This window comes from Methylobacterium sp. HJ2 (assembly GCF_056431005.1).
In genome coordinates this window covers 267,004-282,800 of sequence record NZ_JBWJYM010000005.1, presented here as the reverse complement: position 1 = coordinate 282,800, position 15,797 = coordinate 267,004, and the positions used below count along the sequence as shown (strand labels likewise).

The window sequence follows — 15,797 nt, the reverse complement described above, 5'->3', positions numbered from 1 at the left end:
CATTTCGAGTCCATCGACACGCCTCACGGTTCGAAATCCCTGTTCCATTCGGTGCTCGCCGAATCCCCACCCCCGCTTGAGAATCGCCCGCATGCCCGCCTACGTGGTCGATGCCCGCTCAGTCGTACTGTCGATCCGCAACAACCTGCAGGACCGCTACAAGACCCGGTTCTCGATCCTCAAGGAGCTGATCCAGAACGCGGACGACGCGGAAGCCACGACCCTTTCGGTCGACCTGCGAGAGGGGATGGCCGGTGCGGTAAATCCGCTGCTGGCCGGCCCGGGCCTCCTCGTCGTCAACGACGGTCGCTACAGCGTGAAGGACGAGCAGGGCATCCGGCACAGCTCGGCCAGCAGCAAGACGGAGGAGACAGGCTCGGCGGGCCGGTTCGGCCTCGGCCAGAAGGCAGTCTTCCATCTGTGCGACGCCTTCGTGGTGGCACCGGCCGGGCACGGCGCGGGCTTCGCGCCGTTCGTCGTTAATCCTTACCTTGGCATCGAGACGACTCACGCAACCACCGAGGCGTGGGAGAGCATCGAGGCGGATGTCGCCCGCCTACACGCGCAGGTGGACGCCGTCGCATTACCCGGGCCGTACCTGGCGCTCTGGCTACCACTCCGGCGCAGCGATCTATGCCCCGCCGCCGGCATGGGGTTCGTCGAGCGACGCTTCGACGACGAGGCCGCGCGCAGGGGACTTATGAACGAGCTGTGCCGGCCCGCGGACTTGGCGACGATCCTCGCCGCGACGCGCCATCTCAACCGAATCGACCTAAGGTGGGGAGGCGTGGACCAGTTGTCGCTGGTCCGCTCGGGCGGTCGCCTCGCGTGCCTGCGCGAAGAGAGCGGCGGGGCGAACGGCGCCTCCCGCGGCGAGGCGCGTATTTTCGGCGGCTCGATCGCGCTGGTCACTGAGACCGGATCCCGGGAGATCCGATTCTCCGGGATCGAGACTCTGTCGGCGGACGCGGACCTTCGCGCGATCAAGGCCGATCCGGACTGGCCCTCCACGCTGACGCTCGAGAACGAGAAGGTGCGGGAGAAGGCGCTGCCGCACGGCGCAGGTCTGCTGGTGCGGGATGCATCGGCGGAGCCCGGTCTCTCGCTCGATTGGGGGGTCTTTCTGCCGACCGGAGAGGGTCCCGCCGTGAGGATCGGTGTCGCGCCGAGCCCAGAGCCGCCTCTCTCTGCGCGCCTGTTCCTGCACGGCTATTTCTTCGTTGATTCGGGTCGGCGCGCGATCCTGGGCTTGGGCGAGGACGGAGCGGACGCCGGCGAGGCGCAGGGCGCGCCCGTGCCTGCCCGATGGAATCGCGCGTTGCGCGACCGCGCGGTGTTGGCTTGGCTGCCGCGACTGCTCCTAAGCGCGCTTGAGGACGGGGTGCTGTCTTCAGGCGACCTCGCTCGCCTCGTGCGGGCTCTGGCCAAAAGCCCGTGGTTTGCAATCCATGGGTCCGCGATCGAGGCACGATCCGTCCTCGCTGAGATCTGGGATGGCCGACGGCTCGCCTGGAAGCTGCTCGTACCACCGGCCTCCTTTCGCCCACTTCCGGCCGCCCTTCTCGGCGTCCCTGCGGAGCTGCGAGCACTCTTGCCCGACCTCGATGCGTTCGTGGGGCACCGCGAGCTCGCTCTGGTCTCTGCGGACGAAGACGGGATGGTGCGCGCTCTGGCAACGGAGGTGCCGGCTTGGAGCGCGGCGGAGCTCGCGGAATTGCTGGCGATGGTGCCGCCGCGCGTTCTCCGGCAACAGAAACAAGTCGCAGCGCTCGTAGAGATCCTCGACGGCGCGAGACTTGGTCCGGTTGCGTCAGAGGCGATCGGCGCCGTCCTCCGGCGCAAGCTGCGGGAGGCGATCGCGCTCGAGGGGTCACGCTTCCCACCCGACGAGATCATGCGGGCGCTCGTGCGGCACGTTCCGGCCGGCACGGTCGTGTTCCTGCCCGATCGCGCGACGCACAGCGCCGTGCTGCGCGCGTTCGCGCTGGCGCCAGTCGACGCGCTGGTCGTCGGTGAGCAGTGGCAGGGCGCGGGGGGGCAATCGCGTTTGGTGAACCGCGGCCACCTCGCCGAGTTGCTGCGTGCGATCGAGCCGCTCGCGGCCCAGGAGCATGAGGCGGCTCGCGCCGAGCAGGCCACGGTTGCGGCGATGGCGCTCATCCGCGCGAGCGGCGCGGCGCTGAGCACGCTCGCCAGCGATGAAGGTCTACGGGGCATCCGCCTGTTCCCGGTCACGCAGCAGCCCGAAGACGCGCGCCAGGTGCTGTCAATCCGCGAACTCGCCGACGCCGCGGATCAGCGATTGCTCTTTCTCGGCACGCCGAAAACCTACACGTACTTGAAGCCGCTCGTGGCAGCGCTCCCGGGCCTCTCGCTGTCGATCATCCCAGCGAGCGAGAAGGATCTGTTCGACAGCGTGCCAGGGATGGAAGGCCGGGGTGGGAACCTCGATCCCACCGCCGTGATCGGTTTGGTCAATGCCGCTAGGCGGTTTAGCGAGAACGCAGATGTGCGTAGGGCGCTGGTTGAGAAGATCCGGCAGTCAGGCGTGCAAGGCTCGGCGCAGGTCGCGGCCCTTCGCCGACTGCTGGCCGGCGTTACAGAAGCTGGCGTGAACAGCGCGAAACTCTACTACGGCGTCCCGCTCGGACTCGCGCCACTCGTCGAGCGCCTCCTGCGCGGCGATGCAGCGGCGTATCTAGCCGCGGACTTGATCGTGGACGACCTGTCGCGGGGGGAGCTGACTGCGCTCGCCCTGACGCCGTTTGCCCCACCCGAGTTCGAGCGGCGATTGGAGGAGGCGCTCAGGCGAGGGCACTTCGAGGCCTCCGAAGCGGAGAGCCTGCTCCTGCTGGGTTGCGGGCTAGGCGCCGCCCTCCTGTGCCGCCTGCCGATCCACGAACTCGAAGCCGGGGGACGCGTCGCCATCGACGACACGATGTGTCTGGCCGCCGACCGGCCAGTCCCCGCGGTGCTCGGCCCTCTCCTGCATCGCGTGCGCCGTGCGCCTGACCCGGCGGCGCATCGGGCGCAATCAGAATTGCTACCGCCGCACGACGCCCTCGCCGAATTACAGGCGTCTCTGAGGGGCCTTCGAGCGGGTTCCGCCGCACCAGATGCCCTGGAAGGCGCTATTCTCGACGCGCTCACCGACCTGCCCGCGAAGGCGATGCTGCCCGATGTGCGGGACGGCCTGCGTGAGCAGGCTTGGCTCACGCTCGGCGGATACCCGGTTTCGCCCGGAAGCGTGCTGGCCTTGCCGGAGGAGGTTGGCGCGGCGGCCGCGCGCCTCTTTGGACGGGGGCGAGTGCTGGCGTTCCACCCGGCAGCGAGCCTTCCTCCCGAGACACGCGCGCACCCGGGTTTCCACAAGCTGCAGTCAGCGATCCTTCCGGACGGGCGGGAGTCTTTCGAAGCGCTCGCGCTGCAGATTGCCGAATGCGGCCTCGTCGGCCTCCCAGTAGCCTGGAGCGAGGAGCACCGCCGCAACTTGTCCGCTCTCGCACGGGCGGGCGTTGATCTCGCGCTTCCGGGTTGGTCGCTCACCGCGGCGCTACTGGGCGTCGGGGATGAGGATGGGGCGGCATCGGCGTCTTGCCTGTCCGCCCTTGCGCCCGCCGGCTCGGTCGAGGATCTGACCGCCGTGTTGAACGCGCTCGCAGGGGCCGCGGGGGCAGGCGAGACGCGGGACGAGGCCGCGCGCCGTCTCTACGCCGCAGCTTTCAAGGCAGGGGTGGTAGCCCTCGGCGAGGCAGCGCAGCGGCGGGTCTTCGCGGAGGCGATCGTCCCGACCCGCGACGGTGGCTGGCGGCGGGCAAGCGAGGTGGCCGCGCAGGCCGGCCTCGCTCCGGCCTGGCTGCTCGATCCGGACCTCGCCGATTCGCTGCGCCGGGGCCCCGGTGCGGATGGCGGAGAGCCGGGCGCTTTGCCCAGCTCCATGGTGGATGCCGTCGCCCCAGCCTCTGGCGACCTTGATGCGCTCTCGGCACGCGGGTTTGCGGAGTTCCTGGAGCCGCTTCGGGGTCGTCTTCCCGACGACCTCGGCCTCACCCTGCTCGGCCTAGTCGGCCGGTTCGATGCCATGCGTCAGGTGATGGCGCGATGGCAGAGCAATTCTGGGCGCAGCATCAACGATCACTTGGCGGAGATCGACCGCCGAATCGAACCTCATATCAAGCCCCACGTGCTGGCTCGAGAGATCGAGGGCCGGCGCCTTCTGATCGAGCTCGCCGCAGACGGACAGGCCCGAGCCGTGTCGCTAAGCGGCGCGGTCTTTCAAGCGCCGCAGGGCGAGGGGTTGAGCCTGCTGGTTGGGAACGGGCACGAGAGAGGCCGCCAGCAGCGTCTGCCGGACGGCCGGGCGGTCGTCGTACACGTCCTTCAGCTCCGTGCCCATGCGCTCGCTGGCGCTTCCGCCAGCGATGTGATCGAGCATGTGCGCGACTTCGTGCGCACTTTAGGCGAAGGCTGCCTCGGCCTCATCAGGGCTCCGCAACAAGCGGCCGTCCGAGATCTGCCGGAGATGACCGGCGCCATCGCCCAGAACCTGATTGAGCAGACCCAAGCCGACCTGCGCGAGGAATTGCCGAGCCTCTTAAGGCAGCTCCGCCTCAAGGAACATGTCGGTCTCCGATCCTTGGTCGAGACATATGAGAGGATGACCAACGACCGGCGTTCACTTCCGTCCTTGCAGCAGGCAAGCGGTCGCATCGCCGCCGAGCATAGGTTATGGGACGGGCTGATCGACAACCCGGCAGCACAGGCCGCGCTCCTCGGCCGCGTGCGCGAGCGCGTAGCGGAGTTCGGGTACGACCCCACGCGCGTCGTGCTCGAGTTGTTCCAGAACGCCGACGACGCCACACTGCAGCTCGACCGATCGGAGGGGTCGCGGACCTTTCGCCTGAGGGGCGGCCCGGAAGGCTTCGACGCCGTGCATTGGGGGCGGCCGATCAATCATCGCGGGTCGGATCGCGCCGCAGGAGAGCGTAAGAACTACCACCGCGACCTTCAGAACATGCTTATGCTGCACGTCTCGGACAAACCCGGCGGCGCGGAGACGACGGGCAAGTACGGGCTCGGTTTCAAGTCCGTCCACGCGCTTGCCAGCGAAGTCCTCGTCGCTTCAGACCTCCTGGCCGCCCGGATCGTCGGCGGGATGCTTCCGAAGGCTTGGGCCGACGGACCGAGCGAAGTGGTGGGTCATCGTCTGGAAGGTTGCCCAGCGACGCTGATCCGCGTGCCCTTCGATGCGGAGCACGCCAAGGACGGTCGGGACGCTCTCGCCCGCTTCGGTGCCTGCGCGCCCTACCTGCCCCTGTTCGCCAAAGCGATCCGAAACGTGGAGGTGGAGGACGGAGTCACCGCGCGCGCCTATCGAGCTCGGGACACCCGGCCGATCGATGGCGTCGCGGGAGTTCGGCTCGCGGTCATCGAGGGGTCGCGCCCCTACGCGGCGCTTCTCCTCGATCTGGGCGCCGGCTACACCCTCGCGCTCAAGCACGACGAGACCGGCCCGACGCCGTTCCAGGATGCACCACGCCTGTGGTGGACGGCGCCGCTCGACGCGGCGGTGCAGGCGGGCTGGATGCTCAACGGTCCGTTCCCGCTTAGCCCGAATCGAGCCGCACTCGCGAGCGGGGCGGACGCGCAGGCTGCGCTGTTCGCCGAACGCGGCGCGGTGCTCGGCCTGCGCCTCGCGGCGCTCTATCACGCCGCCGAAAAGGATTGGCCCGCGCTCGCTGCCGCGCTCGGCCTCAAGCCCGTCGAAGTGCCGCGTCCGAAGTTCTTCGCGCGTTTATGGGATGTCTTGCGGATTGACCTCGACGACCCCCTAGCCCGAGGGCTCCATGGCCCGGACCGCGGCCTCGGCGTGCTGGCCGCGGTGGCGCCGGTCGTACCGGTGAGCGAGGGCGCAGTCTCCGGAAAGGGCATCCGCGGCGGAGAGGCCGCGGGCATGTTCGGCGGCGCCCTACGCGACCCGGCGCTGCGGGCGGCGATCGCGGCCTGGGACGTCTTGGTGGACCGACGGGGCAGGATGGTCGCGCCTGAGACGGCGATCGACTTGGTGCGTCTCGGCTTCGGCCTGCCGCCCACTGTCACCGCCGAGGGCGTCCTCCGGGAGGAGCTTGAGGCCGCGGATCACCGGGTCTCGCCGGCGATGGCGACCCGGCTCGGAGCCGTCTTCACGGCCGATGCCCTCCGGCAGGCCCCGCTGCAGGAGGAAGGGGCGCAGCTGCGCGCGCTGGCCACACGGGCCCGGTTCCTGAATCGCGCGGGCGCGTGGTGCTCCGTCGGTGACCTCACCGTGCCCCGGCCCGAGTCTCCCTCGGAAACCTTGCGAGCTCGCTTCGCCCCGCCGGAGCGTGTCCTCGGCGAGGCCTACGGCGCGGCGAGCCTCGAGTTCGTGCTGCTCGCCCGGGCCGGGTCAGGCTACGGTCCCGGAGGAGAGACGCATCGCGCTTGGGCGGAGCTCGCCGTGACGGACGAGGCGCGGGAGGCGGTCCTGCGCTTCCTCGTTTCCGAGGACGATCGGGAGGACTTCCTCATCAGCGTGCTGCGCGCCCCGCCCGCATGGATGCGCCCCCTCGAAACCATGGTCGATAGCCCTTGGGCGCAAAGTCTTTCGCCCGACGAGCGCAATAGGCTTCGGGCCAAGCTCACCGATTACGCGCCTCCGTCGGTCTCGACCTTAGCACCTGCGGCCGAGCATACGGACACGCCGCCAGACCGCCCCCCTGCTGTCGTACTCGAGGCGATCTGGGATTGGTGGGGCAGAGAGCGTGAGGGGCTGATCCGCGACTACGAGGCTGGGTCCTATCCGGCGAACCTGCGCCCACTCGCCCTGCCGCTGGCCTCAGGCCGCACCGAGCTCGATGCGCGCGCGTCGTGGTTCACATTCCTGGCGCTGGCCTGCTTCCAGAGCTTGGGCGGCGCGCAGGCGGGACAGCACCGGACCTTCGTCGAAACCGCAGCCGCGCAGGGCTGGTGGGCGGAGCTGTCCCGGTCGCCTCCGGCCGCCGATCCCGAGGTCTGGCTCGCGCGACTACGGGACTGGGCGAGCGATGCGCAGCCCGACCTCGCGTACTGGCGCTGGCGGCGCACGCTGATCGACCTCTACAAGATCGCCCGGTGGCTGCCGCAATACGCCTGGATCGCCACGAACCTACCGCGCGCGATCGAGTGCGCGCCGACGAAGGTCATCAGCCTGAGCGACGTCCTCGTGCCCTCCTTCTCGCCGGTGTGGCGCGAGGCGGAGATCGAGGCGGCACCGCTCGTGCGGACGCTTGGCCTGGGCGCAAACTGGATGGTGCGCGAGCTCGCTCGGTCGGGCTTCTGGGATGCGCGCGGGCGGACGGTCATGGCGCCCTACGGGTGGGCCTCGACCGGGCGCGTCCGCCGGCTCCTCAACGGGCTCGGTGCGGGGCTCGGCGACGAGGGCACGATGGACAGGAGCAGGGCCATCTGGGAGTTCGTCTCGACCCACCTCCCCCACCGGAAGGAGGACCTCCTGCGCGACGGCGACCTACCTTTGCAGTTGATCACGCTGAAGGCCCATGAAGACACCTTGCTGCGCTGCCGCGGCGGCTTGCCGGCCGCCAACGTGTCCTGGCTGGAAGAGGATGTCGACGAGGGCGACGACTACGATCTCCCGGACGCCGCCGAATGAACCCGACCTTCGAGCCGAGCACGGCCGTCGAGCATCCGCGCCACGGCGCTGGCCGGGTGGTGATGCAGGCCGGCGATCTCGTCATCGTCGAGTTCGAGGGCGGCCTGCAGCGTGTGCCGGCCGACGAGCTGACCACCGCGGCGAGCCTGGCCTCCGCCCTCACTGAGGGCGGGGTCGGCGATTCGGTCGAGGCTGTGCTGCGGGCGCAGGCGCTCGCCATCACCTCGGTCAACGAGCAGTGGGGGGTGTTCTCACGCTCCCGAGTGCAGATCCTGCCCCATCAGCTGTGGGTCTGCCGCAAGGTGACCGCCGCGTGGCCGTTCCGCTGGCTCGTCGCCGACGACGTGGGCCTGGGCAAGACGATCGAGGCCGGCCTGATCCTGATGCCGCTGCTCGCCGCGAACCGCGTGCGCCGGCTGCTGGTCCTGGCGCCCGCTAAGCTCGTGCCGCAGTGGCGCGCGCGCATGAAAGCCATGTTCGACATCCGGCTGCAACAGTACGCGGCTGCCGCCGACACCGCCCGCAGCAACTTCTGGGACACGGCCGCGATGGCCGTGGCCTCGTTCCACACCCTGCGCGCCGACGGTCGCGGCGCGCGGACACGCCTTCTGGAGGCCGACCCTTGGGACCTCGTCATTGTCGACGAGGCCCACCACCTCAACCTCGACGAGCACAGCGGCGACACCCTCGCCTACGCGCTCTTGCGGGAGATGCAGGAGCGCGGCTGCATCGCCTCGCTGCTGCTGTTCAGTGGCACTCCGCACCGGGGCAAGGATTACGGCTTCTTCGGCCTGATGCGGCTGCTGCGCCCCGACCTGTTCGATCCCGACGCGGACCGGGAGGGCCAGCTCGCCGCCCTGCCGCAGGCGATGATCCGCAACAACAAGGCGACGGTCACGGACCTCAGGGGCGAGCGCCTGTTCCTGCCGGTCGTCACCGAGAGCCGCGACTACGCCTACTCGGAGGCCGAGGATCTCTTCTACCGCACGCTCAGCGACTTCATTCTGGACGGGCGCGCCTACGCGGACAGCTTGACCGGACGGGCGCAGACGGCCCGCATGTTGGTCCTCATCACTCTGCAGAAGCTCGCCGCGAGCTCGATCGCCGCCATCTCGCATGCCCTGACCCGGCGGCGGGACAAATTGAAGGGGGTGCTGGCCGCGAGCCGTGGACGCGAAGAGCTCCCGGCGCACACGGGGGAGCCCGGCGAGGATGAGGACGCGGGTCCGGACTTCGCCGCACTACTGATGGAGAACGAGATCGCCCGGCTCGACGAGCTGATCGCGCTCGCCGCCGCCGCGTCGCCGGAGACCAAGATCGCGCGCCTGCTCGACCTGATCGAAGGCGAGCTCAGACCCGATGAGCAGGTGTTGTTCTTCACCGAGTACAAGGCCACGCAGGCTCTGGTCCTGAACGCACTGCACGCGCGGTTCGGGGCAGACACCGGGACCTTCATCAACGGCGACGAGCGGCTCGACTGTGTGGTCTCGCGAAGCGGACCGCAGACCGTCTCCGTCGGCCGCGAAGCGGCCGCGGACGCCTTCAACGCGGGCAGGGTTCGCTTCCTCATCTCGACGGAGGCTGGCGGCGAGGGCATCGATCTCCAGGAACGCTGCTCGACGCTGATCCACGTCGACATGCCCTGGAATCCGATGCGGCTGCACCAGCGTGTCGGGCGCCTCTCTCGCTACGGTCAGCGCGAGGAGGTGCGCGTTTTCCTGCTGCGCAACCCAGCCACGGTCGAGTCACGGATCTGGGATCTGCTGACCGCGAAGCTCGAGCGCATCCAGGCCGCGCTGTCGAACGCGATGGAGGAGCGGGAGGACATCGCGCGCCTGGTCATCGGCATCGCCGGCGAGAGCTTCTTCAACGATCTATACGCAGGCGCAGAGGGGCGGCGCGGCGGTCGATTGACGGATTGGTTCGACGAGAAGACAGCGACGCTGGGCGGGCGCGACGTGATCGACACCGCGCGCGACCTATTTGGCAACGTCGCCCGTTTCGACTTTCAGGAGGTCGGGCGCGACGTGCCGAAGGTCGACCTACCCGCTCTCGAACCGTTCTTTACGGCGGTTCTGCAGTGGCACGGCCGGCGTGTCGGCCGAGGAGAGGACGGCGGCCTGGCCTTCAAGACGCCGTCAGCGTGGCGGGCCAAGTCGTGGAGCGTCGACGAACGCTACGAGGGCCTCGTCTTCGACCGCACGCTCAAGGGCGAGAACGCGGCCAGCCGCGTTCTCGGGGTTGGTCATCAGCTCATGGATCTCGCCATCCGAGAGACGGCCGATCTTCCAGCGCGATTGGCCACGATTCACGGCCTGGACGCCCCGCTTTTGATCGTTAGCGTCGAGGATGAAATCACGGGCACGGGCAGCACGGCGCGACGGCTTATATTTGGAGTCAAGCAGTCGCAAGGGGCTGTGAGCTTATTTCAGGACTGGGAGCTCCTCGTTTATCTTGACGATTTCGCGCGCGGCATACTGCAACCGGTACGGACCAGCGAGGAAGACGATCGCCACGACGTGGCAATCGCAGCCGCCGACCAGCTCCTAGCGGCTTTCCGGCGAGCTATGCCGCCGACGACGGCGATCTTCCTCCGCCCGACCGCCCGCGCCGAGATGCTATTCATACCGAGCGACGCAGCGATGCGCACCGGAACCCCGAGGTGAGTGTGTATGGAATGCCAGAAAGCATCTGCCGGCCGCCATTCCACTTAATGCCAGCTGGCCGGGGGCCGCGCTCGCGGCAGAGGTTCAGCGGAGTGTCGAGCAGCAGCGCTTCGGCGCCGTCGGCCAAGAGAAAGCAGTAAAACTCGCTCAGAATAAGATGTTGAGGCATGAGTAAGTTGTGGCGAGACTGATCAGGTACTTCCAGTGTTGCGAAGTCGTGCGGCAAGGGACGTGCGACGGTCGGACAAATCTTAGGAGAACTGCAGAAGCGTAATCAACGCTAGCCGCCAGGGGCAGTCGGTGCCAAGCGTAGACTGGTGAGACATCCCCGATCCAAAAACGCCCGCTATCTCAAACCGCTCAACCTGATGCGCCAGCAATTTCCAAACTTGGATGATCCCAAATTAAGACAGAACGAAATGGGAGCACCTGCTTTGGCAACTCACGCCGCCTCGTGCGGATTAGTTCCGCTGTCCTGGCTGAGAATTTGGTCTAAATTCGTGGCTGTCACGAAGGGCACCCGCAGCGCCGTAAAGTGCGCTTTACCGCAGGCGATCTGCGCCTTCTCGGCTTCGCGGAGCGTGTTTAGGTCGCCTTTGCTCTCGCTTACCAGGTAAACGTCCTCTCGGTTGTCATGCTGGCGGACGATGGCCCAGTCTGGATTGTAGGTGCCGAGCGGCGTGGTGATTTTGAAGCTCTGCGGCAGCTTGGCGAATACCTTGATCGCGCCGCTGATGTCTAATGCCTTGGCCAGCTCGGCCTCAATGCTCGAGTCTATGACAATGTGATCTAGCGGTGCGTGCTCGACCGCAACTAGCCGGTCGAGTGGCACGTCCGTCTCAGCGGCAAACAGGCTCTGTGCCCACCATTCATCCAACGGCTTATAGACTATGCCATTGGTCATTATCAGCCGCTTGCCCGCCTGAATGATCGCCGTCGCTGCATCGACGAACGCGGAGGGATTTATTGATGCGTCCGCCAGCCGTCCAGACTGGACGAGGATGTCGGCCAGCACCTTCCGAGGCAACTCGGTGCGATTCTGCAGCTCGCTCAGCAGATCTGGCACGTCGAGGCTCGCGGTGGCCAGCCGCTGCGGGACCGAGGTGCTGACCCTCTCCGGTGTCACGCCGTCGCGACCGATCAGCATCTCGGCCAGCTCAAAGGTGACGCGGGCCTCGCCGGGACGTGGCATATCCCGCAACGCCTGCACGCACCGCGCGACCAGAGCTGCGTCGTCGAAATCAAGTCGGTAGGTCGTCTTGCGGCTGATCCGGTCCCAAAGCGCCTTGAAATCGTGCCCTTCGAGCACCGCGAGGTTCAGCTTCACCCGGCCCTTCGCCCGCGCATCACTGACCGGCACCTTGCGTGCCAAGCGGTGGAGCATGTCACGGACCAGCTTGGCCGCTTGCTCCGGCAGGCAGGCCGGCAGCGGCACAATGTTCTGAGCGAGCGCGGTGCGAAGCTCCGGCTTGGCATATCCCTTCTTGTCGATCAGGTTCGCTTTGATGAGACCGTCGAAAATGGCGCGGCTTTCCACTACCGAGACTACGGCCGTGCCGCCGTTCGGAAGAGCGTATGTCAGGCCGGCGAATAGATCGGTGGTAACAACGCCCAGCTTGACCTCCAAGTCCCGCTCCATCTCACTCTGAAGGCCCGCGGCGAACGCCTTATATCCCTCTTGCGCAATGACAGTGAGGACATTTAGTCCCTCGTCGCGGCGGCGCTGGCCGCTCTGGTCGACGCACAGGCGCAGGCCGCGACCGATTGACTGGCGTCGCCGCGTCTCGTTGGCCATCTCGCGCAGTGAGCAGATCTGGAAGACATTTGGATTATCCCAGCCTTCGCGCAAAGCCGAGTGCGAAAACAGGAAGCGCAGCGGCTCTGCCTCATCGAGCAAGCGCTCCTTAGCCTTCATGATCAAGTCGAAGATGCGCTCGGCCTCCTCGCGACTCTTCTGGTTCGAGAACTCGCCGTCATTGTTCAGCGCCGGCTCCGTGAAGCGTCCCCTTTTGTCCTGAGAGAAGTAGCCTTCATGCGCACGAGCTGCGTCGGGCAGCATCTTCATGAAGAGCGATTGGAAGCGCGGCTGTGCAGCCAGCTTTGCATACTCTTCCTCGAATATGATCGCGAGTGGGCCTAGCTGCGCGTTTCCGGCTCCGTCGTACCGGCGGTAGTCGGCCACCGCGTCGATGAAGAACAGGCTGAGGGTCTTGATGCCTAGTGGCCGATTTCGCAGCTCCTTGCGGAAATGGTGCTCAATAGTCTGACGCACCATGGCGCGAGTGAGTGACGCTGCATCAACACCGCCCCAACTGTCGCCGACTTCCAGCGTCTTCACGCCATCGCCGGGCACGACTAACTGCATCGAGCCAGTACCGCGCATCTTCTGGATTATTCCGATGCGATAGCCGGCATAGATGGTCCGACCGCCGGACGCTTGATCCTCCGTCAGTTCGGTCCCGTCATATACCCAGACTGACTGGCGCGACACTCCCCCCTTCATCTGCTTAGCTATTTCGACCCGGGCGCGCGGAAGCTGGCCCTTCTTGAACTCGATCTCCAGCAGCTTCAAATATGGACTGTTGTCTGCATCTTGTATTTGGGCCCCGTCGACCTCAATCGACTTTACCAGCCCTCGGTCGTGCGCATCGAAGGAATCAAGGCGATAAATCGGATGGAACTTGGCCACATGGGTTGCGGAATAGCGGATTGTCGCCAGCGGCTGCATCGCCCGCATGATCTGGCGGCCGGCGCCGTTGGGGTTGGCGTCGACCGACTGCGGCTCGTCGACGATGATGATCGGCCGGGTGCTCCTCACCCATTCCACGCCGGGGATGTCACGCGTCTGCTCGCGCGCCTGCTGGAACACGGCAGTCCTGGTGCCGAGCGACTGCACGGTGGCGATCATCACCCGGATCGATGAGGACGTGGCGAATTCGATGATCCGCGACAGGTCTGCGCTGTCATAGACGAAGCTCTCGAACGGCACGCCGTCATAGATTTGGCGGAAATGGTCGCGGGTCTGCTCGATCGTCTTTTTCACACCCTCTCGGATTGCAACCGAGGGGACGACAATGACGAACTTGGTGAAGCCATATCGGCGGTTCAGCTCGAAAATGGTACGCAGGTAGACATAGGTCTTGCCGGTGCCCGTCTCCATCTCGACCGTAAAATCCATGCCGAAATCGCCGCCGGCATCCTTCTTGCTCTTCGATGCGACGTGCAGCTGCGGTGAGGCTGGCAGCGCGTGGCGGTTCTGCACGATGTGCAGGTTGTCCAGCACCGCCTCCTCCAGCAAGTCGAAGCGATTGGCGTAGCCCAGCAGCTTCTCGTTATATTGCAGCTCGCCCGCAATTTGGCGCGGCGCGATCGTGAAGAGCGACTGGCGCTCCTCCTGACCGGCGAACAGGTCGATCACGGCGTCGATCGCGGCGACCTGATGCGGCAGCTCGGCTTCGAAGACGAATTTCATCGGCCCCACTCAGATACTGGCGATCTTGGCGATGCGATCGCCCAGACGCTGGCGCAGGATGGCTGCGAGGTTCGCCTTGGTCGCCGCGCGGTAGCCGTCGGCGCCCAGTCCGATGTCCTTGAAATAGATCGTGGTCTGAACCGGATCGAGCGCATCGATCCAATCCGCCATGCCTTGACCCAGTGCCTCAGCGTCGTCGGCGCTGACATTACCTAGGCATACCATCAGCGTACCACCGCCCAGCGCGTGGACAGTCCGACCCGCGATGCTGCGCTTTTCTTCCGACAGGGTCACGTCAATACCGGTCTTAAGTAACAGCTCGACGAGCAAGTCGTCCTCAGTGCGACCGGGCAGGACGTTGTCGACGGCATCGAGGATGCTCGCCTCAAGATCCTGTGCGTCCGGCTGCCACGGCTTAAGATTTGACGTGGCCAGCTTGTAGACGCGGAAGCCGGCGTCAATCTTCGTTTTAGGGTTATCCTCGCGGACCCTATTACCTGCTCGCCTCAGTCGCTCCTTAGTGATCTCAGCGATGTTGCTCGGCTTTTGAATGGATGCACAAAATTCCGCAGCACCGCGCTGATCCTTATTGTCGCGGGAAAGGAGCTCAGGAATTTGGACAAGTATGTATCTTATCTGCTTTCCAGTCGCTGCGCTTAACTTAAGCGCAGCATGACCGGTTGTTCCCGATCCTGCAAAGAAATCCATCACTATATCGCCGTCACCCACGTTTGCGGTCCGAAAGACCTGCTCCAAAAGTCTAATTGGCTTGGGAGTATCAAAGACTCCTCCGCCAATAAGTTGTGATACTTCCTTTTTTGCTTCGTCTGTATGTCCCGCGTCGCTATGTGGCCACCACGACGATATAACGACTCCTTGCTTCACTTCGCTAAGAAAGCGCTTAACGCTTGGAACGCCCATCCCATCTCGACCGAAATAGATTCTATTGTCGGCAATCATATCGAGAACTTGCTGCTCCGGATGACGCCAACTAGTTCCCTGCGGTGGAATGTGTTCGTTTCCTGTAGTCGGAGATATAATTTTGTATTGATCACGCGAACGATATTCCATTCTAAGAAGATCGCCGGACTTCCATGGACCTCGCGGATCATCGTCCCTATTTTGATAGGCTGCGTCTTGCTTTTCACTGCGCGGCAGCAGACCGGGCTCGAATTTTCCGCTCTTTTGATATACTAGTATGTGGTCCTGCATGGCAGGTATGCCCTTAGCATCTGCAGATACGCCATACTTCTTCTGCCATATAACATCGGCAACAAAATTCTCTTGGCCAAAAACCTCATCAAGCATCGCTTTCAGATTTGCCATTTCCTCGTCATCGATGTTTACGAATATAACTCCATCATCCTTTAATAACTCGCGCGCCAGCATGAGGCGAGGATACATCATGTTGAGCCAGTTTGTGTGAAATCGCCCGCCCTCATCGCTATCAGAGGTGAGTAATTCATCATCCTTTCCGACCTGACCTGTTAGTGAGAGATAAGATTTTATAGATTGCTTGTAGTCGTCGGGATAAAGGAAGTCTTTTCCTGTATTGTATGGAGGATCTATGTATATTAATTTTATTCTTCCAGAATAAGATCGACGAAGTAATTTTAAAGACTCGAGGTTGTCGCCTTCAACGACTATGTTTTGTGTTGTTTCCCAATCGACGCTGTCTGACGGCGCCGGACGCAACGTCCCGAGGCTGGGCGTCAACGCGAACGCGCGCGCTTTACGCTTTCCCTTCCAGTTCAGTCCGTAGCGTTCCTCGCCATCCTCCACCGCGTCTCCAAGCACGCTCCGCAGCACGTCGAAGTCGACCTTGCCGTCCGTTACGATCTGGGGAAACAGCGCCTTCAGCCGTGTGACATTGCCTAAGACAAGGTTACCGCTGCTCGCCGAATCGTCATCGCAAGTGATCTTCGGTATGGGATCGTTGGTGTTCGTCACACATCTCTCCATGCACGCCATAGGCACGCATCTCGTGGAAAAC

The 15,797-nt window shown here is 65.0% G+C and carries 4 protein-coding genes; 2 read left to right on the top strand and 2 right to left on the bottom strand.

Annotated features, from left to right (window positions below; genetic code table 11):
* The first annotated feature begins 91 nt into the window (after positions 1-91).
* Both ACS5RC_RS14775 and ACS5RC_RS14770 read left to right on the top strand, forming a co-directional pair.
* Complete coding sequence (locus tag ACS5RC_RS14775) at positions 92-7,666, top strand: sacsin N-terminal ATP-binding-like domain-containing protein (protein WP_478344622.1); 7,575 nt, start codon at positions 92-94, stop codon at positions 7,664-7,666.
* Positions 7,663-10,332, top strand: coding sequence for a DEAD/DEAH box helicase (locus tag ACS5RC_RS14770; RefSeq protein ID WP_478344621.1), 2,670 nt, complete (start codon positions 7,663-7,665; stop codon positions 10,330-10,332). Before ACS5RC_RS14775 ends, ACS5RC_RS14770 begins: the two co-directional genes overlap by 4 nt.
* A gap of 442 nt (positions 10,333-10,774) precedes the next feature.
* Here the strand turns inward: ACS5RC_RS14770 and ACS5RC_RS14765 are convergent, their stop codons facing one another.
* Together ACS5RC_RS14765 and ACS5RC_RS14760 are read right to left on the bottom strand one after the other, a co-directional pair.
* Positions 10,775-13,804, bottom strand: a complete 3,030-nt coding sequence (locus tag ACS5RC_RS14765; protein ID WP_478344620.1) for a restriction endonuclease — start codon at positions 13,802-13,804, stop codon at positions 10,775-10,777.
* Between the two features lie 9 nt (positions 13,805-13,813).
* Complete coding sequence (locus ACS5RC_RS14760; RefSeq protein WP_478344619.1) at positions 13,814-15,754, bottom strand: site-specific DNA-methyltransferase; 1,941 nt, start codon at positions 15,752-15,754, stop codon at positions 13,814-13,816.
* Positions 15,755-15,797 lie beyond the last annotated feature (43 nt).